The sequence below is a fragment of the Stenotrophomonas sp. GZD-301 genome, from assembly GCF_049310345.1.
In the GTDB taxonomy this organism is placed as follows: domain Bacteria; phylum Pseudomonadota; class Gammaproteobacteria; order Xanthomonadales; family Xanthomonadaceae; genus Stenotrophomonas.
This window is the reverse complement of sequence record NZ_JBMOWY010000013.1, coordinates 1-26,341: the sequence shown is the minus strand read 5'-3', so window position 1 is coordinate 26,341 and position 26,341 is coordinate 1. Positions and strand designations below refer to the sequence as shown.

16 protein-coding genes and 1 riboswitch are annotated in these 26,341 nt (G+C 70.6%); of the genes, 8 read left to right on the top strand and 8 right to left on the bottom strand.

Features of this window, described 5'->3' with window-relative positions; translation table 11 throughout:
• Position 1: 1 nt before the first annotated feature.
• The 4 genes from ACO6VK_RS03580 to ACO6VK_RS03565 all read right to left on the bottom strand — a co-directional run bounded on the left by ACO6VK_RS03580 (position 2) and on the right by ACO6VK_RS03565 (position 14,268).
• Positions 2–3,541: a two-component regulator propeller domain-containing protein gene (locus ACO6VK_RS03580; RefSeq protein WP_422505606.1), complete on the bottom strand. Its 3,540-nt coding sequence runs from the start codon at positions 3,539–3,541 to the stop codon at positions 2–4.
• A gap of 100 nt (positions 3,542–3,641) precedes the next feature.
• Positions 3,642–6,983, bottom strand: a complete 3,342-nt coding sequence (locus ACO6VK_RS03575; protein ID WP_422505605.1) for a two-component regulator propeller domain-containing protein — start codon at positions 6,981–6,983, stop codon at positions 3,642–3,644.
• A 95-nt stretch (positions 6,984–7,078) separates the two neighbouring features.
• Positions 7,079–10,501, bottom strand: coding sequence for an ATP-binding protein (locus ACO6VK_RS03570; RefSeq protein ID WP_422505604.1), 3,423 nt, complete (start codon positions 10,499–10,501; stop codon positions 7,079–7,081).
• 221 nt (positions 10,502–10,722) lie between these two features.
• Positions 10,723–14,268, bottom strand: a complete 3,546-nt coding sequence (locus tag ACO6VK_RS03565) for an ATP-binding protein (RefSeq protein WP_422505603.1) — start codon at positions 14,266–14,268, stop codon at positions 10,723–10,725.
• Positions 14,269–14,454: 186 nt separating this feature from the next.
• Here ACO6VK_RS03565 and ACO6VK_RS03560 point away from each other — a divergent pair, with 186 nt between their 5' ends.
• Genes ACO6VK_RS03560 through ACO6VK_RS03550 form a run of 3 tightly spaced genes read left to right on the top strand, consistent with a single transcriptional unit; the run spans position 14,455 to position 16,276 of the window.
• Positions 14,455–15,138 carry a YceI family protein gene (locus ACO6VK_RS03560; protein WP_422505602.1) on the top strand — a complete coding sequence of 228 codons (684 nt, stop codon included), beginning with the start codon at positions 14,455–14,457 and terminating at the stop codon, positions 15,136–15,138.
• The gene (locus tag ACO6VK_RS03555; protein WP_422505601.1) at positions 15,135–15,707 is read left to right on the top strand and encodes a cytochrome b; all 573 of its coding nucleotides are present in this window, start codon (positions 15,135–15,137) and stop codon (positions 15,705–15,707) included. The genes ACO6VK_RS03560 and ACO6VK_RS03555 overlap by 4 nt, the downstream gene beginning before the upstream one ends.
• Before the next feature lie 2 nt (positions 15,708–15,709).
• Positions 15,710–16,276, top strand: a complete 567-nt coding sequence (locus ACO6VK_RS03550; protein WP_422505600.1) for a YceI family protein — start codon at positions 15,710–15,712, stop codon at positions 16,274–16,276.
• A gap of 100 nt (positions 16,277–16,376) precedes the next feature.
• Here ACO6VK_RS03550 and ACO6VK_RS03545 read toward each other — a convergent pair whose 3' ends face one another.
• A complete protein-coding gene (locus ACO6VK_RS03545; RefSeq protein ID WP_422505599.1) occupies positions 16,377–16,595 on the bottom strand; it encodes a glutaredoxin family protein in 219 nt (72 codons plus the stop codon).
• 97 nt (positions 16,596–16,692) lie between these two features.
• On the opposite strand from ACO6VK_RS03545, the gene ACO6VK_RS03540 reads away from it, so the two are divergent.
• Both ACO6VK_RS03540 and ACO6VK_RS03535 read left to right on the top strand, forming a co-directional pair.
• A complete protein-coding gene (locus tag ACO6VK_RS03540; RefSeq protein WP_136003078.1) occupies positions 16,693–18,075 on the top strand; it encodes an L-serine ammonia-lyase in 1,383 nt (460 codons plus the stop codon).
• Positions 18,076–18,167: 92 nt separating this feature from the next.
• On the top strand, positions 18,168–19,169 hold the full coding sequence (locus ACO6VK_RS03535; protein WP_422505598.1) for an alpha/beta fold hydrolase: 1,002 nt from the start codon (positions 18,168–18,170) through the stop codon (positions 19,167–19,169).
• Positions 19,170–19,240: 71 nt separating this feature from the next.
• On the opposite strand, the gene ACO6VK_RS03530 is transcribed toward ACO6VK_RS03535, so the two are convergent.
• The 3 genes from ACO6VK_RS03530 to metX are packed head-to-tail and all read right to left on the bottom strand — an operon-like array spanning position 19,241 to position 22,577.
• The gene (locus ACO6VK_RS03530; RefSeq protein WP_422505597.1) at positions 19,241–20,308 is read right to left on the bottom strand and encodes a homoserine dehydrogenase; all 1,068 of its coding nucleotides are present in this window, start codon (positions 20,306–20,308) and stop codon (positions 19,241–19,243) included.
• Positions 20,305–21,549: an O-succinylhomoserine (thiol)-lyase gene (locus ACO6VK_RS03525; protein WP_422505596.1), complete on the bottom strand. Its 1,245-nt coding sequence runs from the start codon at positions 21,547–21,549 to the stop codon at positions 20,305–20,307. Before ACO6VK_RS03525 ends, ACO6VK_RS03530 begins: the two co-directional genes overlap by 4 nt.
• Positions 21,546–22,577, bottom strand: coding sequence for a homoserine O-succinyltransferase MetX (gene metX, locus ACO6VK_RS03520; RefSeq protein WP_422505595.1), 1,032 nt, complete (start codon positions 22,575–22,577; stop codon positions 21,546–21,548). Before metX ends, ACO6VK_RS03525 begins: the two co-directional genes overlap by 4 nt.
• A gap of 78 nt (positions 22,578–22,655) precedes the next feature.
• Positions 22,656–22,775, bottom strand: a riboswitch (SAM riboswitch).
• A gap of 148 nt (positions 22,776–22,923) precedes the next feature.
• On the opposite strand from metX, the gene ACO6VK_RS03515 reads away from it, so the two are divergent.
• The 3 genes from ACO6VK_RS03515 (at position 22,924) to trhA (ending at position 26,205) form a co-directional block, all read left to right on the top strand.
• Entirely contained in the window at positions 22,924–23,796 is an 873-nt protein-coding gene (locus ACO6VK_RS03515) for a M23 family metallopeptidase (RefSeq protein WP_422505594.1), read from the top strand.
• Between the two features lie 75 nt (positions 23,797–23,871).
• Positions 23,872–25,476 (top strand): peptide chain release factor 3, encoded by a 1,605-nt coding sequence (locus ACO6VK_RS03510; RefSeq protein WP_422505593.1) that lies wholly within the window; start codon positions 23,872–23,874, stop codon positions 25,474–25,476.
• Positions 25,477–25,572: 96 nt separating this feature from the next.
• A complete protein-coding gene (trhA, locus tag ACO6VK_RS03505) occupies positions 25,573–26,205 on the top strand; it encodes a PAQR family membrane homeostasis protein TrhA (protein WP_411851828.1) in 633 nt (210 codons plus the stop codon).
• Positions 26,206–26,341 lie beyond the last annotated feature (136 nt).

The window sequence follows — 26,341 nt, the reverse complement described above, 5'->3', positions numbered from 1 at the left end:
GCTACGCGGGCGGCGGCCACGGGCCCAGCGCGCGGGCGATCGCGGCCACCAGCAGATCGCCGGTCACCGGCTTGCGCAGGAAGTCCTTGAACCCGGCCTGGCGTACCTGCGCCTCGATCGCCGGATCGGTGCGCGCGGTCACCGCGATGATCGGCATGTCGTAGCCCTGGTTGCGGAACTGCTCGGCCAGCTCGATACCGCTCAGCCCGGGCAGATCCAGATCCAGCAGCGCCACGTCGAAACGGGTATCCATCACCTCGCGCAGGGCCGCCAGTGCGTGGGCGGCGTGGATCACCTCGTGGCCGCGCGCGCCCAGCAGCCCGGTCACCACCTCGGCCACGGTCGTGTCGTCCTCCACCAGCAGGATGCGCAACGGCGGCAGCGTGGCCACCGCCGCCGCCCCCGGCGCGGCATCGGCGGCAGCGCCGTGCTGCAACGCCAACGGCAGGGTCACGCTGAAACGCGTGCCGCTGCCCAGCTGGCTGTCCACGTCCACCTGGCCCTGCATCGCCAGCGCCAGTTCCCGGCAGATCGCCAGCCCCAAGCCGCTGCCGCCGTACTGCGCGGCCGTGCGTGCACCATCGGCCTGCTCGAAGCGTTTGAACAGGCGCAACTGCTGTTCGGCGCTGATGCCCGGGCCGGTATCGGCCACTTCGATGTACACGCCGCGATCGGGCGCGATCGCGCGCAGATGCAGGCTGACATGGCCGTGGCTGGTGAACTTGACGGCGTTGCCGAGCAGGTTGAGCAGGATCTGGCGCACGCGCATTTCATCGCCCACCGCCCAGGTACCCGGCGGCAACGCGTTGTCGACCATGAAACGCAGCTGCTTCTGTTCGGCCAGCGCACTCATCAGCGTGCACACATCGTGTACCAGCTGGTCCAGCGGGAACGGCTGCGCCTGCAGCTCCAGCCGCCCCGATTCGATCCGCGCCAGGTCCAGCGCGTCGTTGACCAGGTGCAGCAGGTGCTCGCCGGCATGCCGGATCGATTCGGTGTAGCTGCGCTGTTTCGGGTCCAGTGACGAGGCGAGCAGCAGCTCGCTCATGCCCAGCACGCCGGTCATCGGCGTGCGCACTTCGTGGCCCAGGTTGGCCAGGAAACGGGTCTTGGCCATCGATGCCTGCTCGGCCAGCTCCTGCTTGTGCAGCGCCAGCTGATAGGCGTGCCTGCGCTGCAGCCGACGCCGGTACAACCAGGCGAACAGGCTCAACGACAGCAGCACCAGCGAGGTGAGCAGCAGCAGACCGGACAGGCTCCGCCACCACGGCGGCAGCACCCTGAACTCCAGCACCTGCACCCTCGACCAGATGTGGTCGGCCGAGCGGGCCTGCACTTCCAGCCGGTAGCGCCCCGGCGACAGCCGCGAGAACAGACGCTCGCCGGCCGGTCCTACTTCGACCCAGTCCGGGTCGTAGCCGGCCAGACGGTACCGGTAGGTATTGGAGGACGAGTCAGCGAAGGACAGCAGCCGCGCCACGATGCGCAGATCGCGGTCGCCATCGGCGATCTCCAGCGGGTTCACATGGGTCAGGTCGATCACCCGTTCGCCGCGGCGCACCTCCACCCGTTCGATCACCAGCGGCGCGCGCCGCGTCGAGGGCTTCACCTGCGCCGGGTCGAACACCACCACCCCGGCCGGCGTGCCACCGGCGATGCGGCCGCTGGCGGTCATGGTCAACGTGCGGCGACGGAATTCCTGGCTGGGCAGGCCATCGTGGACGCCGTACAGGCGCACCTTCTCGCTGTGCGGATCGGCGCGCACCAGCCCGCGCGCGCTGGCCGCCCACACCACGCCCTGCGCATCGACCACCAGGCCCGATGCGGAGACTTCCGGATACCCGCGTTCGGCGCCGATCTGCGCGGTGTGCACCAGCCGCTCGTCCTGCCAACGGTACTGGCTCAGGCGGCCCTCCTCGGACAGCCATACCGTGCCGTCGGCAGCCCACGCCATCGCGTACACACCGCCGCCCGGGCTGCCCGGCACCGGCTCGAAACGACGACGCATCGGCACCCAGCGCATCAGGCCCTGGTTGGTGGCCTGCCACAGATGATCCCCGGGTCCGCACTGGATGTCCTGGGTCATCTGCCCGGGCGCCATGCCCGCATGCCCGAGCCCGACCTGGTTGAGGACGCGGCCATCCAGATCGCGCTGCTGCAGGCCGTTGGCCGCCATCAACCAGAGCCGGTTGCCATCGCACAGGATCAGCGCTTCGATCGCGCCCTCCATCGATGCATCAACCGCGGCATCGCGCCCCCAACGGCGCGTGCGCCCGTCCTTGGGGTCGTAGCGCGTCAACGCATCCCACGAACCGATCCAGACCTGACCGCGCGGGTCCTCGACCACCGACTGCAGCCACTGGGTGCCATCCACCCAGGTCTTGTGCTGCTCGATCTGACCGCTGACCGGGTCGAACTTGTCCAGCGCCCCGTGCGTGCCCACCGTCCACACCCCGCCATCGGCAGCGGCGGCCATGCCGAGCGCATAGGCGTTGCGCAGCGATGCCGGATCGTCCTCCAGGCGCGACAGCACCGAGAACTGCCACCAGCGCGGCAGCAGATGCCACAGGCCGCCATTGGCGCTGGCCATCCAGATGCCGCCTTCGCGGTCTTCATAGGCACCGGTCCAGTTCGGGCGCACCTGTCCGCGTGCCACCGCGCTGTACAGCGGCACCTGCTGGAACTGGTTGTCGTAGGCGCGGCCAAGACCCGAGCGCGTGTCCAGCCAGTACCCGCCCTGTTCGTCGCGCAGCATCATGCCCAGGATCTGGTCACCCGCCGAGACCTTCCACGGCGCCGGTTCGAAACGCCCGTCGGGACGCCGCACCACCACCCCGCCGTTGGTGTTGATCCACAGGCTGCCGTCGGACTCGGGGGTGAGGCCGTTGATCATCGCCAGCGGCAGCAGATGCGCGGGCACGCGCTCGAAATCATGGCCGGTCCAGCGCGCCAGCCCGGCCTTGGTGCCCACCCAGAGGGTGCCGTCGGGCGTGGTGGCCAGGTTGCCCACCGATGCCGACGGCAGGCTGCGCGGATTGTGCGGCTCGGGCATGTAGCGGGTGATGCTGCCGTCGCGGTCCATGCGATGCAGGCCGCCCTCGAAGGTGCCGAACCAGATCGCGCCGTCCGGCGTGGACGCCACGCTCCAGATCGTGTTGCTGCCGATCTCCGGATGGGTCTGGCGGTCGTGGAAACGCAGCTCGCGGCGATCGGCCGACATCATCACCAGGCCGGCGTGCTCGGTGCCGATCCACAGCCGGTTGCGCGGATCGACGTGCACCGTCCAGATATGGTTGTCGCGCAGGCCGTCCTCGGCACGCCAGATGCGGTAGTTGCGGCCATCGAAGCGGGCCAGGCCATCGTTGGTGGCGATCCAGAGATAGCCATAGCGGTCCTCGGCCATGCGGTTGACCGTGTTCGACGGCAGGCCGTCGAACACCGTCACCTGGCGCGGCGTCGGCGGTACCGGTTGCGCGGCGGCCAGGCCGGCGCAGGACAGGCCCACGGTGATGAGGAGCAACCACAGCAGACGCAACACCAATGGATCTCCCGAGTCTGTCCGTCGATTCACTGCGCCCGCCACGGTGGGCATGCGTCCATCCCGGTCCCCGGGCAGCGGCCCACATACTAAACCGCCCGGCTCATGGCGTCGCCTCCGGCCCGGCCCGCAGCACCGCCTCGACGGCGGCGGCGCCGAGCCCAAGCGGCAGCACCCCTGCCGCGCCGGCAGTGCGCGCCTGCCGCGACAGCGCCGGTGTGGGCGCCGGGTCCAGCAGCCAGGCCGGCCCGTCGCCGGCGCGGTCGCGCACCAGTCCAAGCAGCGCCAGACCATCAAGCCCCGGCAGGGCGCGTTCCACCAGCAGCGCAGCCACCGGGCCCTGGGACAGCAGCGACAGGGCGGCCAGCGCATGCGCCGCATGCAGCCCGTGCCGGCCGTGCGCACGCAGGCCGGCCAGCAGCCGTCCGGCGGCAGCGGCGTCGTGCATCACCAGCAGCACCGGCGGCCGTCCGTCGCCGCCGGCATCTTCCTCGGCCGGGTCCCGGTGACGCAGACCACCGGCCATCGGCAGGCTCAGCACCACCCGCCAACCGTCGGCAGCCGCTACCACGGCGATCCGCCCGCCCATCGCCTCCACCCGCAGCCGCGCCGGCGACAGGGCCTGGTGCAGTGCCTGGCACGTGGGCGACCGCCGGGGCCAGGTACCCGCCGCACCCCGGCGGCCCCCTCGCCGGTGCGCCGCGATGTCCACGCGGACGCCGGCGTGCCCGGGCAGCGGGTCAGCGTGCAGCAGGAGTTGCCGGGCCTCGGTGCCGTCGGCCAGAACCTGCAGCGCCAGCGCGACGGCCTGGGCCATGCGCTCGGGATCGCCCCACCCGACGTAGGTGGCGCCCACGCGCAGGCACGCCGCCAGTGCCTGTCCACGGCAGCACAGCGGCAGCACCTGGGTGTTCACTACCCGCTGCAGCACCGCCAGCGGCGCGAACGTGCGGGGATGCAGGTCCAGCCTTCCCGCCTCCAGCCGGGCGGTATCGAGCGTGCGGTCCACGATCTGCAGCAGCTGCCGCCCCGCACGGTGGATCTGCCGCATCCGGTCGTGCTCCGCGGGGCCAAGACGGTCATCGAGCAGCAGTTCGCTCATGCCCAGCACGCCGGTCAACGGGGTCCGCAGTTCGTGGCCGAGGGTTGCCAGGTAATCTGCCTTGGCCTGCCCTGCCCGTTCGTCGGCAGCCTGCCGGCGCGCCGCGGCGGCCTGGAGACGGCGGTGTCGGCGGCGGCGCACGCCACTGCCGGCCAACGCCAGGGCCAGCAGCGCGCCGCCAGCGGTCAGCCCCGCGCGGACGTCGGTGCGTTCCAGCATGGTCGGCGCCATCTCCACCTCCAGCACCTGCGTATCCGACCACGGCCCGCCGTCCCGGCGCGCCTGGTAGAGCACACGATGGCGCCCCGGTGCCAGCAGTGGAAACTCGCGGATGCCGGGCCGCCCGACCGCGATCCACCCCGCCGGTTGGCCGGCCACGCGCATGCGGTACTCGCGCCGTCGTCCGTCGCTGGTCAGTACCCGCACCTGCACCCGCAGATCGCGATCGCCCGGCTGGAGCCGCACCGGCGAGGCCGCCGGCAACTCCTCCAGCACGCCGTGGCGGCGCACCATCACCCGATCCAGCACCGGCGCCGGATCGGCGCGTGGCGCCCGCAACGCCGCCACGTCCACCAGCACCGTCCCGCCCGTTGCGTCCAGCGGCAGCAGCAGCCGTGTGCCGGCACGCAGTACCTGTCCGCTGCGCACGGCGGCCGCCGGCAGGCCATCGGCCGGGATCAGCTCGCGCGCCGCGTCTTCGCCGTTTCCCAGCCACAGCAACCCGCGGGCCGTGGTCGCCCACACCCCGCCACCGGCATCGGTCACCAATGCGCGTACCGGGCCTGCGCGGGGATCGAGCGGCCGTCGCGCCTCGGCGATCACTTCGCCGCCCTGCCAGCGATAGGCGGTCACCGCAGAGTGTCCGGCCACCCACACCCGGTCCTGCGCATCCACGTGCAGGGCGGTCACGGCGTCTGCGTCGATGCCGGGCACCGGTTCCAAGCGCCGTCGTGACGCCTGCCAGCGGTACACCCGCGCCGCCTGCACCACCCACAGCATGCCGTCGGCACCGCAGTGCATCGCCGCCGCGTCGAGCGTTGCCGGCAGGCCCACCGCACTGCGCAACCAGCGGCCGCGCAGGCGGCCCTGCAGATCGCGCTGCTGCAGCCAATCGCCGTCCAGGTGCCAGAGATGCCCGCTTCCGCAACTGCGAAGCACCCGCTGGGCGCCCGCCGGCTGGATCGGGATCGACCAGCGCCGCAGCGCACCGCTGCGCGGGTCCCAACGAGTCAACCGGCCCGGCGCGGCGATCCACACGTGGCCCTGCCTGTCTTCGGCAACGGCGCGCCCGAGCGCTCCGCGCGCCGTCGCAGCGCGCACCACCCGGCGGGGGCGCTGCGCGGTGGCTGCGTCGATCCAGTACAGCCCACCGTCGGTGCCGGCCAGCCAGGCGCCGCCGTCACGCCCGCTGGCCAACGCCAGCGGCATCGCCGTGCCCGGCCCCGGTGTGCCCGGCACGGCGCGGAACGCGCGCCAGTCCGGACGCAGCCGCCAAACCCCCAGCTGCGCGGCGAGCAGCCACACGCCCCCGTCGCGATCCTCGTGCATGCCCACGAAACGCGGTCGCGCCCGTCCGTCCGGCGCCGCCAGCGTCACCACGCGCTGCACGCCCGTGTGCGGGTCTTCGCGCCACGCGCGCGCGCCCCGCGCCAGCCAACGCGCACCATCGCGTCCGACCCCGAGCAGGCGCAGGCCCGGTGCCGATCCCGCTGCAGGCACGGCGACCGCACCCGACGCGCCGCGCCGCTGCACACCGCCGGCGTCGCCCACCCACATCTGCGTCCCCACCGGGGACAACGCGTGTACCGCCTGTGCCGCGGCGGGCGTCGGCAGGAACGCGCCGTCGCGCCAGCGTGCCAGGCCGCCTGCGGTGCCGATCCACACGCTGCCATCCGCGCCGCGCGCCAGCGCATGCACACGGGCCGACGGCACGCCTGCAGCAACGGGCCCCGGCAGGAACTGCTGCAGCCGCCCGGCGGCGCTGCGCCGGTACAGCCCGGCATCGCGGGTGCCGAACCAGAGCGTGCCGTCCGGCAGCGCCAACAGCGTGGTGATCGCGCCGGCCGCCACGGGGCGCGCGCCCGCACCGTCCATCCGCCGCAGTTGCCGGTGATTGGCGGAGAGATACAGCAGGTGGCCGCTGGCGGTGCCGGCCCACAACCGGTCCTGCGCATCCAACGCCACGCTGGTGATGTCGTTGTCCGGCAGCCCCTGCTCGATGCGCCACAGCCGGAAACGGCGCCCATCATGGCGCGCCAGCCCATCGGAGGTCGCAAACCAGCGGTAGCCCTGCCGATCCTCCACGATCTGGTAGACGCGGTCCGATGGCAGTCCCTGCCGCATGGAAACCTGCACCGCATCGGGCGCAGCCGCCCACGCGCCCGGCATGCACAGGCATCCCCAGAGCACCGCCAGACCCCGCCGCACCACGCCGTTCATCACGGCCCCACGCACTGCTGCAATGCCGTGGCCAGATGCCGCGTGGTGACAGGCAGGCGCAGGAACGCGGCGTATCCGCCCGCGTGCGCGAGCCGCGCCGCCTGCGGCGCGCTGCAGGCGCTCAGCGCAAGACGGGGCACACCAGGCCATCGCGCGCCCAGCCGCATGCCGATGCGGCCGGCGGCGTCGCCCAGCGCCGGGTCGACCAGGATCGCGTCCCATGCCGGCGCGGCCATCGCCAGCTCAGGCGCCCGGCCGTCGCCGATCTGTACGTCATGGCCGAGTTGCCGCAGCAACGCGGCGATCACGTCGGCCACCGCCGGCGCCACCACCAGCAGCCGCAGCGCGCGTGGGCGCTGCCGTGTGGCCTGCGCGATGTCACCGGCACCGGCAGGCGTGCGGGCCGGCGGCAAGGGCAACTGCAGGGTAAAGCAGCTCCCCTCCCCGACCACGCTCGTCAGCGTGATATCCCCGCCCATCGCCTGCGCCAGCTGCCGCGAGATCGCCAGGCCCAGGCCGGTGCCGCCGTGGCGCGCTGCCGTACGCGCGCCGTCGGCCTGTTCGAAGCGCTGGAAAATGCGCCGCTGCTGCGCCGGGTCCAACCCGGGGCCGGTATCGGTCACGCGCAGGCGAAGACCGCCTGCAGGGCCGGTGTACGCCGCCTCCAGTACCACCTGCCCCTGCGCCGTGAATTTCAACGCGTTGCCGAGCAGGTTGAGCAGGACCTGACGCAGGCGTGCGGGATCGCCGAGGAAACCGCGCCGCGCTGCGGGGTCCACCTGCCAGTGCAGCAGCACGCCGCGCGCCTGCGCCACCGGCTGCAGCAGAGCCTGCAGGTCGTGCAGCAGCGCGGGCAGGTCGAACGCCACGCGCTGCAGCTGCGGTGTGCCGGCTTCCACCTGCGCCACATCCAGCGCGTCGTCCATCAACTGCATCAGGTGTTCACCGGCGCGATGCAGGCTGCGCACCTGGTCGCGCTGCGCAACGGTCAACGGCGCATGCTGCAGGGCTTCGCTCCAGCCCAGTACCGTCGTCATCGGCACCCGGACATCCCGGCCCATGCACAGCAGCAGGTCGGTGCGCGCCTGCGATACCTGTGCCGCCCGCTGCCGCTGCTCCTGCCGATGCAGCGCGCGGCGCTGCCGCCGTGCATGGCGGCGGCAGGCGCGTGCGCCGAGTGCGGTGCCCGCGCCAAGCACCACGATGATGGCCAGCCGCCCGCGTGGCGCCTGCCACACTCCGGGCGCGACCTCGAGCACGAGGGATGCATGCGACGCAGCACGGCCGTCGCCTGGCAGGGCCTGCACGTCGAGGACATGCCGGCCGGGCGGAAGCCGCGCGAACATGCGCTGGCCGAGGCTGCCGGTATCCACGCCGTCGTTGCCCATCCCACGCAGTGCGAACCGGTAGCGCACGCGCGCGGAGCCGTCATGGCCGGCCAGACGCACGGCGACCCGGACGTTGCGGTCGCTGGAGCGCAACCGCACGGTGCCGGCCACCGGCAACCGGGTCATCGTCTCCTCCCGGTGCACGCTGACCGCGTCGATGCGCAGCCCGCGCCGTCGCGACGGATCACGCACGCGGGCGGGATCGAACAGCAGCACGCCGCCTTCGCGCACCGCTGCCACCAGCGTGCCATCTGACAGCGTGCGCAGGCGCTGGGGCATCACCTGCTGCACCGGTACACCGTCGGCCCGGTCGAACAGGCGGATGCGTCCGGTGTGCGGGTTGGCACGCACCAGACCCCGGGCGCTGCCGCTCCACGCCATCCCTGCCGCGTCCACGGCAAGCGCCTGCGCATCCAGCTGCGGATACCCCTGCGCGGCATCGAAGCGCTGTGCCGGGTGCAGCCGCTGCCCGTCCCAGCGGTAGCGCTGCAACGCACCGGGGCCGCTGGTCCACAGATGCCCCTGCGCGTCCTCGGCCACCGCCGAGATGGCGCCGGCGACACCGCCGGAGACACCCGCGAAGCGCTCTTGGGCCGGCAGCCACCGACGCAGACCACGGCGGTCGCCGACCCACAGGGTGCCATCGCGTGCACACAGCATCGGGACCGCCGACGACGGCGGCGTCCACCCCAGCGCCGCCGGCGCGCCCTGCAGGTGCACCACACCGTCCGCATCGCGACGCTGGACGTGGTCGTTCGCGGCGATCCACACCGCGCCATCGCGGCACACCGCTACCGCCAGCCGCCCCGGTCCGGGCTCAACCGGCAATGGCCAGCGCCGCCACTGCCGGCGGGCCGGGTCGTAGCGCAGCAGCCGCGCGTCCGTCGCCATCCAGACCCTGCCCTGCGCATCCTCGGCCATGCCCAACGTGCGCGCCTCGGCCAGTTCACCGGCGAACGCCGCCGGACGTCGCGCCACACCGGTGCGCGGATCGAGCTGCTGCAGGTTTCCGTGGCTGCCGGCCACCCAGACCCGGCCATCGCTCGACGCTGCCAGCGCGCGTGCGTGCGGGTCGCGCAGGCCCGCCGCCGATGCCAGCGCGGTGAACTGCTGCCAGCGCGGTGGCAGCCGCCACAGGCGATGGTCGTCGCTGCGCAGCCACACACCGCCGTTGCGGTCCTCCCGCACCTGCCGAATCGCCGGGACGCGCTGCCCCGGCGCGGACGGCAGCGCAACGCGCTGCACACCGGCGGCGTGCATCAGCACCAGCCCATCGGGCTGCTGCTGCCAGGTTTCGCCGGCCTCGCCCCGCAGCAGCACGTGGGCGGCAGTGGCATGCGTGCGTACCGGCATGGCGTCGACGTGGGCGATATGGAACACGGCCCGTGCGGTGGTCACCCACACACCACCGCGCGGATCGGGCGATAGACCCACCACCGGCGTGGACGGCCATGCCGCGACCGGCCGCAGCTGTGCCGAGCGGCCGTAGGCCAGACCGTTCGCGGTGCCCACCCACATGCCCCCGTCCAGATCGCGCGCCAGGGCGGTGATCCGCGGCGACGGCAGCCCGCGCACGCGCAGCCAGCCAGTGGCATCGCGCCACACGTAGGCGCCCTCGGCGGTGCTGCCTACCCACATGCCGAGCAGGTCGCTGGACAGATGCGCAATGCGCAGCGGCGGTGCGGTGCCCGCCTGCCGCGGGGCGGGACGGAGATGGACGCGTTGACGGTCGTCGGACCAGACCAGCAGCTGCTGCGCGGCGGTCAGGCCCCAGAGGCGCCCGTGCGGATCGACGTGCAACTGCGACAGGGCCGCTGCCGGCCGTTCGCGTGCCGACGGCATCCGCCGATAACGCCGGCCGTCGAAGCGCAGCAGCCCGAGTTCGGTGGCCAGCCAGAGGTCGCCGTGCGTGTCTTCCACCACGTCGCGCACCTCGCGGGCGGGCAGCCCGGTGGTCGCATCCTGCAGGTGCGGGATCGGGCGCAGCACCCCCTGCGCATCGCCACGCAGCGGCCAGGCCAGACAGGCCAGCATCAGCAGCAGGCGACATGCGTAAGGGAACGCGGAGGCCTCCGCAGTGGCCTCCGCCGTGCCGGCCGCCACGGCCTAACGGGCTGGAAGGAATGTCATCGCCCACACGCTACGGGGGCTGGTGCAACGCGCCGCGCCTGCAGCGGGGGTGAGTTCACACTCTGGCCAATCAAGGTTCAAATCACTTGCGCCGAACAGGCGCAAGCCATCAATCGATACAGGACTCAGGGCGCAGGTTGCCGCACCATGCGCGCCTGCGCGATGGCCTCCACGAGCATGTCGCCTGTCACCGGCTTGCGCAGGAAACCGTCGAACCCCGCGCCCAGCACCTGCTGCTCGGCGTAGGCATCGGACCGTGCGGTCACCGCGATCAGCGGCATCTCGTAGCCCATCGCGCGCAGCTGCGAGGCGATCGCGATGCCGTCGAGCGCGGGCAGGTCCAGATCCAGCAGCCCGATGTCGAAGCGGCCCGAGGCCACTTCCGACAGCGCCGCCAACCCATGCAGCACATGCACCACCTCATGCCCGCGCGTGCGCAGCAGGCCGGTGATGACATCGGCGACGGTCGCATCGTCTTCCACCAGCAGGATCCGCAGTGGTGGCAGCGCGGCGCGCGTGTCGTCCGGTGCTTCCCCCACACTGCGGCTGCGCTGCAGCGTCCACGGCAGCGGCAGGTGCACGCTGAAGCGCGCGCCCTGCCCCGGGCGGCTGTCGATGCCGATCCGCCCGCCCATCGCCACCGCCAGTTCCTGGCAGATCGCCAGGCCCAGCCCGCTGCCGCCGTAGCGCGACGCGGTGCGCGGCCCATCGGCCTGCTCGAAGCGGTGGAACAGGCGCTGCTGCTGTTCCTGGCTGATGCCTGGCCCGGTATCGGACACCTCGAAGACCACGCCGTGGCCGTCGTCGAGCAACTCGATGCCCAGCCCCACGTGGCCCTGCTCGGTGAACTTGATGGCATTGCCGAGCAGGTTCATCAGGATCTGGCGCACCCGCATTTCATCGCCGCTGACCTGGACCGGACCGGGCAGGTTGAAACTGCGCTCGAAGGCCAGCCCACGGTGATGGGCCATCGGCTCCATCAGCGCTTCCACCTGCTCGAGCAGGGTCATCAGATCGAACGGCCGAATGTCCAGCTCCAACCGGCCCGCTTCGATGCGGGCCAGGTCGAGCGCATCGTTGACCAGCCGCAGCAGGTGCGTGCCGGCATGCTGGATGGAGGCCGCATAGCCGCGCTGGATTTCGTCCAGCGGCGTGGACAGCAGCAGTTCGCTCATGCCCAGCACGCCGGTCATCGGCGTGCGCACCTCGTGCCCGAGCGTGGCCAGGAAGCGGCTCTTGGCCTGCGAAGCCTGTTCGGCCAACTGCTGCTTGTGCAGGGTCAACTGCCACTGCTGGCGCCGGCGCAGGCGCACCCGCGCCACGCGCGCGGTGGCGGCGATCGACAGCACGGCAGCGAGCACATAGCAGACGATGGCCCAGTTGCTGCGCCACCACGGCGGGTTGACCTGCACGGTGAGCGTGCGCGTCGGGGTCCAGTCGCCATGCGGCGTCGCGGCCTGCACATCGATGGCGTACTGCCCGGCGGGCAGACGCGACAACAGGCGTTCGCCGTCGGCCGCCTGCATCACCCAGTTCTGGTCATAGCCTGCGACCCGATAGCGATACCGGTTGCCCTGCGGATTGGCGAAGGACAGCAGCCGCGCGGCAATGATCAGGTCGCGGTCCAGCGGGCCCAGCGTGATCGGCGCATTGATCGGCAGGGTCTGCTGGCCTTCGGCATCGTCGCGGCGCACCTGGACGCTGTCGATCACCAGCTGCGACGGCGGCAGCACGATGTCCGGCGCATCCGGATCGAAACCCACCAGACCGGTGGCGGTCACCGCCAGCACCTGGCCCTTGCTGTTGCGCACCGGCGGCCGGCCGCTGAACTCCGCATCGGGCAGACCATCGCGCTCGCCGTACAGGCGTGCACGGCGCTCGCGCGGATGCCAGGACACCAGGCCGCGCGGAGTGGTGGCCCACACCTGCCCATCGCGCCCCAGCACCACACCCCCCATCGATACCGGCGGCAGGCCCTGGGCCGCGCCAACGCGTTCGCGCAGGGTCATGCTCAGGCCGTCCCACGCATACCGCTCCAGCGCGCCCTTGCGTGCCAGCCACAGATGGTCCGGACCGTCCCAAGCGACGTCATAGATGCCGCCGCGGGAGATCCCGGGAACCAGCTCGAAGCGGTCGTTGCGCCAGCGCAGCAGGCCCATGTCGCCCACCACCCACAGCTGGCCGCGTGGGTCGAACACCATCTGTTCGACCGGGTTTTCGGTCAACCCGCGGTCCTGGTCGACGCGGATGGTATCCAGCACGCGGCCATCGGCGGCGCGGCGCTGGATGCCGTAGTTCATGATCGACAGCCACAGCTCGCCATCGGGCGCCTGGCGGATCAGGTCGATGCGCTGGCGGACATCCGACCCGCCGCCGATCTTCCACTCGCGCAGCGCGCCGGTGCGCGGCTGGTACAGGCTCAGGCGCCCGGCCCGGCCGATCCACAGCGCGCCATCGGCACGTGGCAGTACCGACCATGCCGCGCCCACCCCGATCTGGGTGTCGTCGGCGATCTGGCTCAGCCGCCCGACCTCGTCCAGCCGGTACAGGCCGTGCGCGCCGGCGATGTAGAACGCTTCACCGGCCGCGGCCACGCCGAGCAGGTAGGCGCTGTCGAGCGGCTTGCCGTCCAGCTGGTACCAGCTGGAAAAGCGCTTCCAGTCCGGCGGCAGGTAGGCCAGGCCCTGGGTCAGCATGGCCACCCACAGCCCGCCCTCGTGATCCTGCAGCAGGTCCAGCACGCCACTGCGGGCGGTGAGGAACCCGCTGCCCGCATCACCGGCCAGCAGGCGCAGCGCGCTGTCGTTGCCGCGGTACAGGCCATCGGCCGTGCCCAGCCAGTAGCCGCCGTTGCGGTCGTGGATCACGCTGGCCGCGCGCACGTCGGCGCTCAGCGTCCACGGCGCAGGCGTCACCGCGTCATCGGCACCGATCCGGAACAGACCGACCTCGGTGCCTGCCCAGACCGTGCCATCCGGTTCGCGGGTGAGGCGGAACACGCTCTTGCCGCCCAGCACGGCCGGCGCGATGCGGGTGAAATGATCGCCTTCCCAGCGCGCCACGCCACTGCCGGTGCCCACCCATACCCGCCCCTGCGGGTCGGTCAGCAGCGTATAGATGGTGTTGTCGGGCAGCGTGCGCGGATCACCCGGATCGGCCTGGTAGCGGATCAGCCGGCCATCTTCCTCGCGCCGGCAGATGCCGTGCTGGTTGGTGCCGATCCACAGCGACCGCGCCGCATAGGCCAGCGACCAGAACTGCCCCTCGCAGCGGGCGTTCACATCGGCAAAGCGTTCAAAGCGGCGACGCTCCGGCCCCAGCATGCTCAGGCCCACGCCGTTGGTGCCCACCCACACGCGGTCCAGCGGGTCGACCAGCAGGGTTTCCACTTCATTGCCCGGAATCGAATCGGGATCGGCCGGGTCGTGCCGCCAGACGCGCAGCCCCACCCCATCCAGGCGTGCCAGACCGTCATCGGTGGCCGCCCATACGTATCCCTGGCGGTCCTGGGCCAGCGCCAGCACCATGCGCGAGGGCATGCCTTCGGCGGCACCGAAGCGGCGCATGCGCGGTGTTTCTGCCGATGTCCCTGTGGCCCACGACGCTGCCGGCACTGCACACAGCCACAGCACCAACACCACGATGCCAGCCCGCCAGACGCGCGCGCTCATCGCCATTCCGATCTCCGTGTAGGCGCGGATTGTCGCATGGAACAGGCTGTTTCCTGCCACAGCCCCCCTGCACGGAACCGGGGCCGGGCGCGTTCACATCGGCACCACGAACTGTTGCAGCCATGAGCCTGCATGGCTGCACAGGCCTGTGCGTATGATCGGCACAGATTCCGATGGAGCCCGGCCATGTCCCTGCGCCTGACCCTTGCCCTGCTGCTGTTCTCCGCCCCCGGCCTGGCCCTTGCCGCCGACAGCTACCGCCTGGACCCGGTCCACACGCGGGTGCTGTTTGCGATCGAACACGCCGGCTTCTCGCATGCGCTGGGCACCGTCTCCGGCAGCGAGGGCGTGCTCGTGTTCGATCCGCAGGACTGGGCCGGGGCAACGCTCACCGTCAGCGTGCCGCTGCAGCGCCTGGACCTGGGCGATGACAAATGGAACAAGGCCGCGCTGGCGCGCAACCTGCTCGACGCCGAGCGCTTTCCCGAGGCCCGCTTCGTGTCCACGCGGGTCGAGCCGGTCGATGCCACCCACGCCAACGTCGTCGGCCAGCTGACCCTGCATGGCGTCAGCCGCGAGGTCACGCTGGCGGTCACGCTCAACGCGCTCAAGCGCCACCCGCTGCCTCCGTTCCGGCGCACGGCCGGTTTCTCGGCCACCGCCACGCTCAGCCGCAGCGCATTCGGCGTGGATGGCTGGCCGTCGATGATCGGCGACGAGGTGCAGCTGCGCATCGAGGCCGAGGCGGTGCGCGACCGCAACGCCGCCGATCCGCAGGACACACCGTCCGTCGACGATGCGGGAACTCCGCCGACCACGCCGCACTCCGATTCGCCATCCCCACAGCCGGTCCAGGAGACCACGCCATGACCGCCAAGAACACCGCTGCCCGCTGGGGCGGCGTCAGCATGACCCTGCACTGGCTGATCGCCGTGCTGATCCTCGCCCTGGGCATTGTCGGCCTGACGATGGGCGAGTTTCCGAAGACGCCGAAATACTTCTGGATCTACACGATGCACAAGTCGATCGGCATCACCGTGCTGGCGCTGGTGGTGGTCCGCCTGGGCTGGCGGCTGTACGCCGGCGCGCCCGAACCGGTGCCCGGCACGCCGACCTGGCAGGAGCGCATCGCCTCGGCCACCCACTGGCTGCTGTATGTGCTGATGTTCGCCATCCCGCTGTCGGGCTGGCTGTACGACTCGGCCAGCGGCCTGCGCCCGTTCCGCTGGTTCGGCCTGGTCAACGTGCCCAAGCTCAGCGCGCCCGACGCGCAGGTCACCCAGATCTCCCACGCCATCCACGAGTGGGGCTTCTGGCTGCTGATCGCCGTGGTGCTGGCCCATGCCGGCGCCGCGCTTTACCACCATTTTTACCAACGCGATGCCACCCTTGCGCGCATGCTGCCGCAGCGCTGGCTCGCCTCCCCCCAGAAGGATTGAGAATGAACATCAAGCTCACCACTCCCGCAGCCGTCGCCGCTGCCCTGGCCGGCCTGATGGCCGCCGCCCCGGCCTTTGCCGCCGACTACGTGCAGGCCCCCGGCTCGGTCCTGGTGTTCGCCACCAAGTACGACGGCGAAGTCTTCACCGGCAGCTTCCCCGGCTTCGACACCAAGCTCAGCTTCGATCCGGCCAAGCTGGACGGCTCGCACCTGGAAGTGACCATCCCGCTGGCCGGCGCCAAGAGCGGCAACAGCGACCGTGATTCCACCCTGCAGGGCGCCGACTTCTTCAACGTCGGCAAGTTCGCCCAGGCCAAGTACAGCGCCAGCAAGTTCCGCGCGCTGGGCAACAACCAGTTCGCCGCCGACGGCACGCTGGAACTGCGCGGCGTCAGCAAGCCGGTCACGCTGACCTTCACCTGGACCCCGGGCGCCCAGCCGGTGCTCAGCGGCAAGGCCACGGTCAAGCGTCTGGACTTCGGCGTGGGCGGCGGCGACTGGGCCGATACCAAGACCATCCCCAACGAAACCGCGATCAGCACCAAGGTCGTCCTGAAGGCAAAGTAACGCGGCCCGGCAGTGCCGGCCGCTGGCCGGCACCCCCATTGCCGCTTTCCGGGCGCCGGCCAGCCGCCGGCGCTCCCGGCACCGCCCGCCGCAGCAGGCGTCAGCCCATCCAGGCCTGCAGCGCCGCCACATCGAACGGCCAGTCCAGCTCGCGGCCCTGCGCGTCGCGCAGCACCGGCACGCGCAGCCCGTAACGGGCCTCCAGCGCCGCATCATCGTCGATGAACACACTGTCCAGGCCGCCCACGCGGGCCTGCGCCAGCACCGCCAGGGCCTGGTCGCACAAGTGGCAGTCATCACGCTGGAACAAGGTAAACACCGGCCCACCCGCCTTGGAAAATGTTGCGCCGCAATCATGGCTGGCGCCCGCGACAGCATAGAATGGCACTCCATCCGATACCCGCAGTTTGGCAATCATGGCAGTCAGCACGTTCGATGTGTTCAAGATCGGCATTGGCCCGAGTTCCTCGCATACCGTAGGACCGATGAAGGCTGCCGAGCGTTTCGTGCACCGCTGGCTGCTCGACCCGGGGCATCTGCAGGACGTGGTGCGCATCCGCGCCGACGTCTACGGCTCGCTGGCCCTCACTGGCCGCGGCCACGGCACCGACAAGGCGGTGCTGCTCGGGCTGGAAGGCCAGCGCCCGAACCTGATCGATCCGGACATCATTCCGGAGACGCTGGAGCGCATCCGCACCACCAAGCGCCTGAAGCTGATGGGCCAGCACGAGATCGTGTTCGACGAAAAGCGCGACCTGGGCCTGAACAAGCGCCAGAAGCTGCCGTATCACACCAACGGCATGCGCTTCACCGCGTACGACGCGCAGGAGCAGGTCATCGCCACCCGCGACTATTACTCGGTGGGCGGCGGCTTCGTGGTCAACCAGGACGACGCCGCCGACGACCGCATCGTGCCCGATGAAACCCCGCTGCCGTATCCGTTCAAGAGCGGCGACGAGCTGCTGGCGCAGACCGCGCGCAGCGGGCTGAGCATCGCCCAGATGATGTTCGAGAACGAGAAGTGCTGGCGCACCGAGGACGAGATCCGCGACCAGCTGCGCGAGATCTGGAACGCGATGCAGAGCTGCGTGGCACGCGGCATCCGCCAGGAAGGCACCCTGCCCGGCGGCCTGCACGTCTCGCGGCGCGCCCCGGCGCTGTACCGCGAGCTGTCGTCCAAGCCCGAAGCAGCCATGCGCGATCCGCTGACCACGCTGGACTGGGTGAACCTGTATGCACTGGCGGTCAACGAGGAAAACGCGGCCGGCGGCCGTGTGGTCACCGCCCCGACCAACGGCGCTGCCGGCGTGCTGCCGGCCGTGCTGCACTACTTCGACCGCTTCTGCCCCGGCGCCAATGAGCAGCGCGTATTCGACTTCCTGCTGACGTCCGCGGCAATCGGCATCCTGTACAAGGAAAACGCCTCCATCTCCGGCGCCGAAGTGGGTTGCCAGGGCGAAGTGGGCGTGGCCTGCTCGATGGCCGCCGGTGGCCTGGTTGCCGCACTCGGCGGCAATCCCAGCCAGATCGAGAATGCCGCCGAAATCGGCATGGAGCACAACCTCGGCCTGACCTGCGACCCGATCGGTGGCCTGGTGCAGATCCCCTGCATCGAACGCAACGCGATGGGCGCGGTCAAGGCGATCAACGCCAGCCGCATGGCCATGCGTGGCGACGGCAAGCACAAGGTATCGCTGGACAAGGTCATCAAGACCATGCGCGACACCGGCCGCGACATGCAGGACAAGTACAAGGAAACCAGCCGCGGCGGCCTGGCGGTCAACGTCATCGAGTGCTGAGCCACCGTGTGGGGTAGAGCCGACCCTTGGTCGGCTCGCCACGCGCCGCAGGCACCTCCGGTAAAGTCGGGGTCCCCCTTCCGGAGACCGCCATGCGCATTCTGGCCGCCGCCCTGCTCGCCTGCCTGCCGTTGACCACGTTTGCCGCCGACACTTACGGCCCGCGACTGGAAGGCTTCGACTACCCGTATCCGGTGAAGATCGTCCAGATCGAGTCGCAGCGGCAGCCGCTGGAGATGGCCTATCTGGACGTTCCGCCGGCAGGCCGCGCCTTTGCCGGCACGGTCGTGCTGCTGCACGGCAAGAACTTCTGCGCGGCCACCTGGCAGGACAGCATCGCCGCGCTCACTGCCGCAGGTTACCGGGTGATCGCACCGGATCAGATCGGCTTCTGCAAGTCCAGCAAGCCCGAGCGCTACCAGTACTCGTTCGAGCAGCTCGCCGCCAATACCCACGCCCTGCTCGCCCACCTGGGGCTGGATGCAGCCCAGATCGACCTGGTCGGACATTCAATGGGCGGCATGCTCGCCGCGCGGTATGCGCTGCTGTATCCGGCGCAGGTGCGCCACCTGGCGCTGGTCAATCCGATCGGGCTGGAAGACTGGAAGGCCAAGGGCGTGCCCTGGCGCAGCGTGGATGCATGGTATGCCAACGAACTGAAAACCCGCTTCGAGAGCATCCGCGCGTATCAGCTGGACGTGTACTACGACGGCGAGTGGACGCCCACCTACGAAAAGTGGGCACGCATGCAGTCAGGCATGTACGAGGGACCGGGCAGGCAGGCGGTGGCCTGGAGCCAGGCGCTGACCTCGGACATGGTGTTCAACCAGCCGGTGGTCCATGAACTGCCACGCATCACCGTACCCACCACGTTGTTCATCGGCCAGAAGGACCGCACCGCAATCGGCCGCGACCTGGCGCCGCCGGCATTGAAGGCCACGCTGGGCGACTACCCGGCGCTGGGCAGGGCGGCCGCCGCCGCGATACCGGGCGCCACGCTGGTGACGTTCGACGACCTCGGCCATTCGCCGCAGGTGCAGGCCCCCGAACGCTTCAACACCGCCCTGTTGCAGGCCCTGCAACACCCCCGGTAGAGCCGACCGTTGGTCGGCTGGCCACGCACCCCGTGGCAACGACCGACACGGACGCGACGCCCGACCGGCGTTCAGCGCCGCACGATCGCCAGCACGTCGTCCAGCAGCGCCGCCGCCGTGACGCCGGCGCCCGCACCGGGGCCCTGGATCAGCAGCGGCTGGGCCTGATAGCGGTCGCTGTGGATCGCCACCCGGTTGTCGGTCTGTGCCCCGCCGGCCAGCGGATGCGACGGCGCCAGGATGCGCAGACCGACCGATGCGCCGTCGTGATCGAAACCGCCCACGAAGCGCAGACAGCCGCCCTGTGCCTGCGCCTGCTGCCAGTACTGGTGCAACGGGGCGTCCAGCAGGGACAACCGCGCCAGCGCCGCGTCGGCCGGCAACGCAGCCAGCGTGTCCGGCACCAGCGAGGCCACGCGCACCTGCTCGGCGCGCAGCGCGATGCCGCTGGCCCGGGCCAGGATCAGCAGCTTGCGGCGGACGTCCTCACCGGACAGGTCCACGCGCGGGTCCGGCTCGGTGTAGCCGGCCTCGGCTGCCTCGCGCACCCACTCGGAGAACGCGCGCCGGCCATCGTAGTGATGGAACAGCCAGGCCAGCGACCCGGACAGCACGCCTTCCACGCGGTGGATGCGGTCGCCACCGGCCACCAGCGCGCGCAGGCTGCTCAACAGCGGCAGGCCCGCACCCACGGTGGCGCTGTCGCCATACTGCGCATCGTTGCCCTGGCGGCTGTCGGCGATGGCCCGCGCGCGTGCCAGCTGCGCGCCCTGGCCCAGTTTGTTGGCGGTCACCACGTGCACGCCGCGCGCCAGCCATTGCTCGTGCCAGTTGGCCACGTCGTCGCTGGCGGTGGCATCCACCACCACATCGCCCGGCTGCAGCCCCTCGGCCTCGGCCCACGGCTGCAGCGCCGGCGCGCCGCGCGCCGCCAGATTGGCCAACTGCAGTTCCTGCTCCGGCGCATGGCCGCAGACGCGTGCGGTGCGTGAGTTGGCCAGCCAGGACAACTGCGGCAACGCCACGCCCCGCGCCAGCAGCGCCTGGTAGCGCTGCACGAACGCCGTGCCGACGGTCCCCGTACCGAGCAGTGCCAGGCGCCGTGCCGGCGCCGGTGCGAGGGTCAGCACCGCGCTCATGCATCCACCTGTTTGCGGCGTGCTGCGCGGGCCTGCAGATCGATCACCGCCTGCGCGCGTTCCAGCCCGGCCTGCAGGTCGGCCACCAGGTCCTCCGGCGATTCGATGCCCACCGACAGGCGCAGCAGGCCTTCGCTGATCCCGGCATGCGCACGCGCCTCCGGCGTCATCGCGGCGTGCGTCATGGTGGCCGGATGGGCAACCAGGCTTTCGACACCGCCCAGCGATTCGGCCAGGGTGAAACAACGCAGACCGTCGACGAAGGCGCGCACGGCCGCATGCGGATCATCGCCCGGGCAGGAGGCCAGCTCGAAGGACAGCATGGCGCCGAAACCGCTCTGCTGGCGCGCGGCGATCGCGTGCCCCGGATGATCGGCCAGCCCGGGGTAGTAGACCTGGGCAACCGCATCGCTGGCGGCCAGCAGGTCGACCACCGCGGCGGTGTTCTCCTGGTGCGCGCGCAGACGCGCGCCGAGGGTGCGCAGCCCGCGCAGGGTCAGGAAGGCATCGAACGGCGAGCCGGTCAGGCCGAGCGCGTTGGCCCACCACACCAGCTGCTCGTGCACGGCCGGATCGCGCGCGATCACCGCACCGCCCACCACGTCGCTGTGGCCGTTGATGTACTTGGTGGTGGAGTGCAGCACCAGGTCCGCGCCGAACGCGATCGGCTGCTGCAGTGCCGGCGAGAGGAAGGTGTTGTCCACCACCACCTTGGCCCCGGCCTTGTGCGCGGCATCGATCACAAAGCGCAGGTCGGTGATGCGCAGCAGCGGATTGGACGGGGTTTCGATCAGCACCAGCGTCGGCGACTGCGCCAGCGCGTCGGCCAGCGAGCGCGGGTCGGTGAGGTCGGCGGTGATCAGGCCGAAGTGACCCTTCCTGGCCAGGGCGTTGAACAGGCGCCAGCTGCCGCCGTACGCATCGTGCGGCACCACCAGCGTATCGCCGGGCTGCAGCAGCGCGTTCAGCACCAGGTTGATCGCGCCCATGCCGGTGGAGGTGATCACGCCTCCTGCACCGCCTTCGAGTTCGGCCAGCGCCTCACCTAGCAGGTCGCGGGTCGGATTGCCGCTGCGGGTGTAGTCGTACTGGCGCTTGTTGCCGAAGCCGTCGAAGCTGAAGTTCGAGGACAACACGATCGGCGGGGTCACCGCGCCGTGGGCGGTATCGCGGTCGATGCCGGCGCGCACGGCGGCGGTGACGCGGCTACAGGACGGTTCGGTACCAGCGGACAGGCTCATGCGGTTTCTCCCGGGGAACGGATGGCGTTGGCGAGGATCGCGTCGATGCGATCGGTTTCTTTGAGGAAGGCGTCGTGGCCGTAGGGCGAGCGCAGCACGCGCAGACTGCCGCGCGGTCCCAGCCCTTCGACCAGGCCGACACAGTCGGCCAGCGGCACCAGGCGGTCGCCTTCAACGGCGACCACCACGGTCGGCACCTGGAGGGCGGCGGGGTCGACACGGTGCAGGTCGATCGATTCGGACAGGCGCAGATAGGCGTTCACCGGGGTGCGCGCCACGTACTGCGCACCGGCCGCATCCAGGTAGTCCTCGGCGGCCACGCGCACGCGGCCGTTGACCACCTCCGGCGCGGCGTCGAAGCGCTCGCCGAATTCTTCCGGCGTGCGGTAGCTGAGCATGGCGAACTGCCGGGCCAGCGACAGCCCGTGGCTTTCGGCGCACTGCAGCTGCCCCAGGGCAACCGCGCGGCGCTGCAGCGCGCGCCACGCCGCGGCATACGGGTGCGGACGATGCGCGCCGCTGACCGCGATCAGCCGCTGCAGCCGCTGCCGGTGCCGCACCGCAAACTGCTGCCCGACCAGGGCGCCGTAGGAGTAGCCGACGAAGCACTGCAGCTGCGCGATGCCGAGATGGTCGAGCAGCAGCGCCAGCGCATCGGCCTGGTCGGCGGTGTCGATCGGCAGATCCAACGCGCCGTCGGCGCCGATGAAGTCGAACGCCAGGATGCGCTGCGTGGCCGGGTCCAGCGTCCGGCCCGGTGCCACCAGGCCTTCGGCCCAGCCCTTCTCGGGGAACTCGGCGTTGGCGGCCACATGGCGATGGGCCGAGATGCCCCCGGCCAGCACCACCACCGGGGCCTCCTCGCGGCCCACCAGTTCGTAGCGCAGGCGCACCGGGCGCACGCCACCGTGGCGCATCGACAGCACCGCGGCGATGTCACCGCGCACGGCATTGCGGCCGTCGATGACGGGCACGCTGACAGGGGCGAAGGAGTCGATGGCGAGTGCTGAAGCGGTGGCGAAACTCATGGCGGTATCCCAGGAAGGAAATCGGCCATCGAGCTTTCGCGGAGCTCGCGTTCGAGATGCACGCACGGTGCATGGTTCGAACCATCTTTCGGTGGACGCCACGGTCCCCGCAGGATTTGGCACCTACGCAGGTCGCTTGCGCGCCTGCGGGCTGCCCCGGCTTCAAAGGGCCTGTCCCTCTGCCGGTCTCGATGGTGACGCCACGATGCCAGCCCCTTTGGCGCATGTCAATCCCTTCATCGGGATGAAGCGATATAGTTTTTTCTCATCAGGCGCCAGGGCGCGCACGTCTTTCCTGAACGGACCACATTGCGTAGAGTCCGCGCACCTTAATAGGATCGATGCCATGCGACGGACCGTGCTGCTGTTGTTGCTGTGCCCCCTGCTGGCCTCGGCTGCGCCCCCCGACTGGCGGTCGGGCTGGGGCATGGTCCAGCCCACGGGCGTGGCGCAGGGCGGCAGCGCCGGCGCGCTGGCATCGGTCAAGCTGGAAGGCGGTGCCAGCCGCTGGCAGGCCCGGGTCGACAATCACCTCGCCGGCCCGGTGCAGGTCGCGCTGCGCCAGGACGCCGGCGCCGTGGCGCTGCCCGGGCTGCCGATGCAGACCGTCCTGCCCGGCTCGGCCAGCGTGGTGGTGACGCGCCTGCAGCTGCCGCCGGACACCCAGCGGTTGAATCTGCTGCTGGATGCGGTGCCGGGCGATCCGGCGGCGCGGCCGATGGACGTCGCGTACCAGCTGCCGTTCGATGCCAAGCGCTTCCAGGTGACCCAGGCGCCCCAGGGCCGTTTCAGCCACACCGACGCCGAGAACCGCGACGCGGTCGATTTCGCCCTGCCCGAGGGCACGCCGGTGCTGGCCGCGCGCGCCGGCAAGGTGATGCAGGTGCAGGGCAACTTCCGCGACAACGGCCAGGACCCGGCCCGCGACCGGGACCGCGCCAACTTCATCCGGGTGCTGCATGAAGACGGCAGCATGGCGGTCTACGCCCACCTGCAGGCCAATGGTGTGCTGGTCCGCAGCGGCCAGCGGGTCGAGGCCGGCCAGCGCATCGGCGTTTCGGGCAACACCGGCTACAGCACGGCCCCACACCTGCACTTCGTGGTCCAGGCCAATACCGGCATGCAGCTGCGCTCGATTCCGGTGCGCATCGTGGCGCCCCAGGGCGAGCTGCATTTCGCCCGTGAGGCCACTGCCGGCGACCCGGCCGCCGCGCCCTGACCCGCCAACCCCGGCGGCCCGGTATAATCGGCGGCTTATCTCTTTGAAAAGCGCCCCGGGCGGGCGCGTCACGCCATGTCCGAAGTCGCTACCGAAGCTGCGCGCCGCCGCACCTTCGCCATCATTTCCCACCCTGACGCCGGCAAGACCACGCTGACCGAAAAGCTGCTGCTGTTCGGCGGCGCGATCCAGATGGCCGGTTCGGTCAAGGGGCGCAAGGCCGCGCGCCATGCCACCTCGGACTGGATGGCACTGGAAAAGGAGCGCGGCATCTCGGTCACCTCGTCGGTGATGCAGTTCCCGTACGAGGGCAAGATCGTCAACCTGCTCGACACCCCCGGCCACGCCGACTTCGGCGAGGACACCTACCGCGTGCTGACCGCGGTGGACTCGGCGCTGATGGTGATCGACGTGGCCAAGGGCGTGGAAGAGCGCACCATCAAGCTGATGGAAGTGTGCCGCCTGCGCGACACGCCGATCATGACCTTCATCAACAAGCTCGATCGCGAAGGCAAGGAGCCCATCGATCTGCTGGATGAAGTGGAAAGCGTGCTCGGCATCCAGTGCGCACCGGTCACCTGGCCGATCGGCATGGGCCAGCGCCTCAAGGGCGTGGTCCACCTGATCAGCGGCGAAGTGCACCTGTACGAGCAGGGCCGCAACTTCACCCGCCAGGACTCGACCATCTTCCCGTCGATCGACTCGCCGGGCCTGGCCGAGAAGATCGGCGAGCGCATGCTGGCCGACCTGCGCGACGAACTGGAACTGGTGCAGGGCGCCAGCCACCCGTTCGACGTGGAGGCCTATCTGGCCGGCAAGCAGACCCCGGTATTCTTCGGCTCGGGCGTGAACAACTTCGGCGTGCAGCCGCTGCTGGACTTCTTCGTCGAGCACGCCCCGTCGCCGCAGCCGCGCGCCACCACCGGCCGGGTGATCGCGCCGCAGGAAAACAAGCTGACCGGGTTCGTGTTCAAGATCCAGGCCAACATGGACCCGCAGCATCGCGACCGCGTGGCGTTCATGCGCGTCTGCTCGGGCCGTTTCGCGGCGGGCATGAAGACGTTCCACGTGCGCAGCGGCAAGGAAATGAAGCTGGCCAACGCGCTGACTTTCATGGCCAGCGATCGCGAGATCGCCGCCGAGGCGTGGCCGGGCGATGTCATCGGCATCCACAACCACGGCACGATCTCCATCGGCGATACCTTCACCGAAGGCGAAGCGGTGAGCTTCACCGGCATTCCGAACTTCGCGCCGGAGCTGTTCCGCCGCGCGCGCCTGCGTGATCCGCTCAAGCTCAAGCAGCTGCAGAAGGGCCTGGCGCAGCTGTCCGAAGAAGGGGCGACCCAGTTCTTCCGGCCGTTGATGAGCAACGACCTGATCCTGGGCGCAGTGGGCGTGCTGCAGTTCGACGTGGCCGCTTACCGCCTGAAGGACGAGTACGGTGTGGAGGCGACCTTCGAGCCGGTCAGTGTGACCACGGCGCGTTGGGTCACCTGCAGCAACGAGAAGAAGCTGGAAGAGTTCCGCGAGAAGAACGCGGGCAACCTCAGCATCGATGCGGCCGGCCAGCTGGTGTACCTGGCACCGACGCGGGTCAACCTGCAGCTGGCGCAGGAACGTGCGCCGGACGTGCGCTTCGCGGCAACGCGCGAGGCGGCGCACAGCATCTCGGTCGGCTGATCCCTGCCGGCTGAACAGGCGCGCGTGCATGCACGGCCCATCGCGGCGATGATAGAGGGGAGCGGGCTCCCCCTCCCCGCACACCCGATCATCGCCATGACCTCTGTCGTCTCCGTACGTGAAGAAATCGCCAGCGCCTTGACCCACGGGCTCGGCGCGGTCGCCGCGCTCGCTGCCAGCGCGGTGCTGATCACCCTGGCCGCCATCTATGGCGACGGCTGGCAACTGGCCAGCGCGATCGTGTTCGGCGTGGCACTGCTGCTGCTGTACACCGCCTCCACGCTGTACCACGCCATCCAGCACCCGATCGCCAAGGGCCGGCTGAAAGTATTCGACCACTGCGCGATCTACCTGCTGATCGCCGGCACGTACACGCCGTTCACCCTGATCGGCCTGCGCGGGCCGTGGGGCTGGGGCATGTTCACCGCGATCTGGGCACTGGCGCTGTTCGGCGTGGTGTTCAAACTGTTCTACACCGGCCGCTTCAAGCTGCTGTCCACGCTGATCTACATTGCGATGGGCTGGATGGTGCTGGTCGCGATCAAGCCGATGTGGGCCTCGCTGGATGGCTGGACATTGGGCTGGCTGCTGGCCGGTGGCCTGTCCTACACGCTGGGCACCTATTTCTACCATCGCGAATCGATCCCCTACTCCCACGCGATCTGGCACCTGTTCGTCATCGGCGGCAGCGTCTGCCACTTCGTTGCGGTGACCGCGCAGATTCTCTGATCGACGGCGGCGTCAACTTCAACGTCAACTTCAACGTCAACGTCAACGTCGGCATGGCGGTGCTGCTGGTTGGGTCGGTGCGGATGGGCTGGCGGGACACGCCGTGAATCCATCCCTGGAGGCTCGTGGGCGCCAT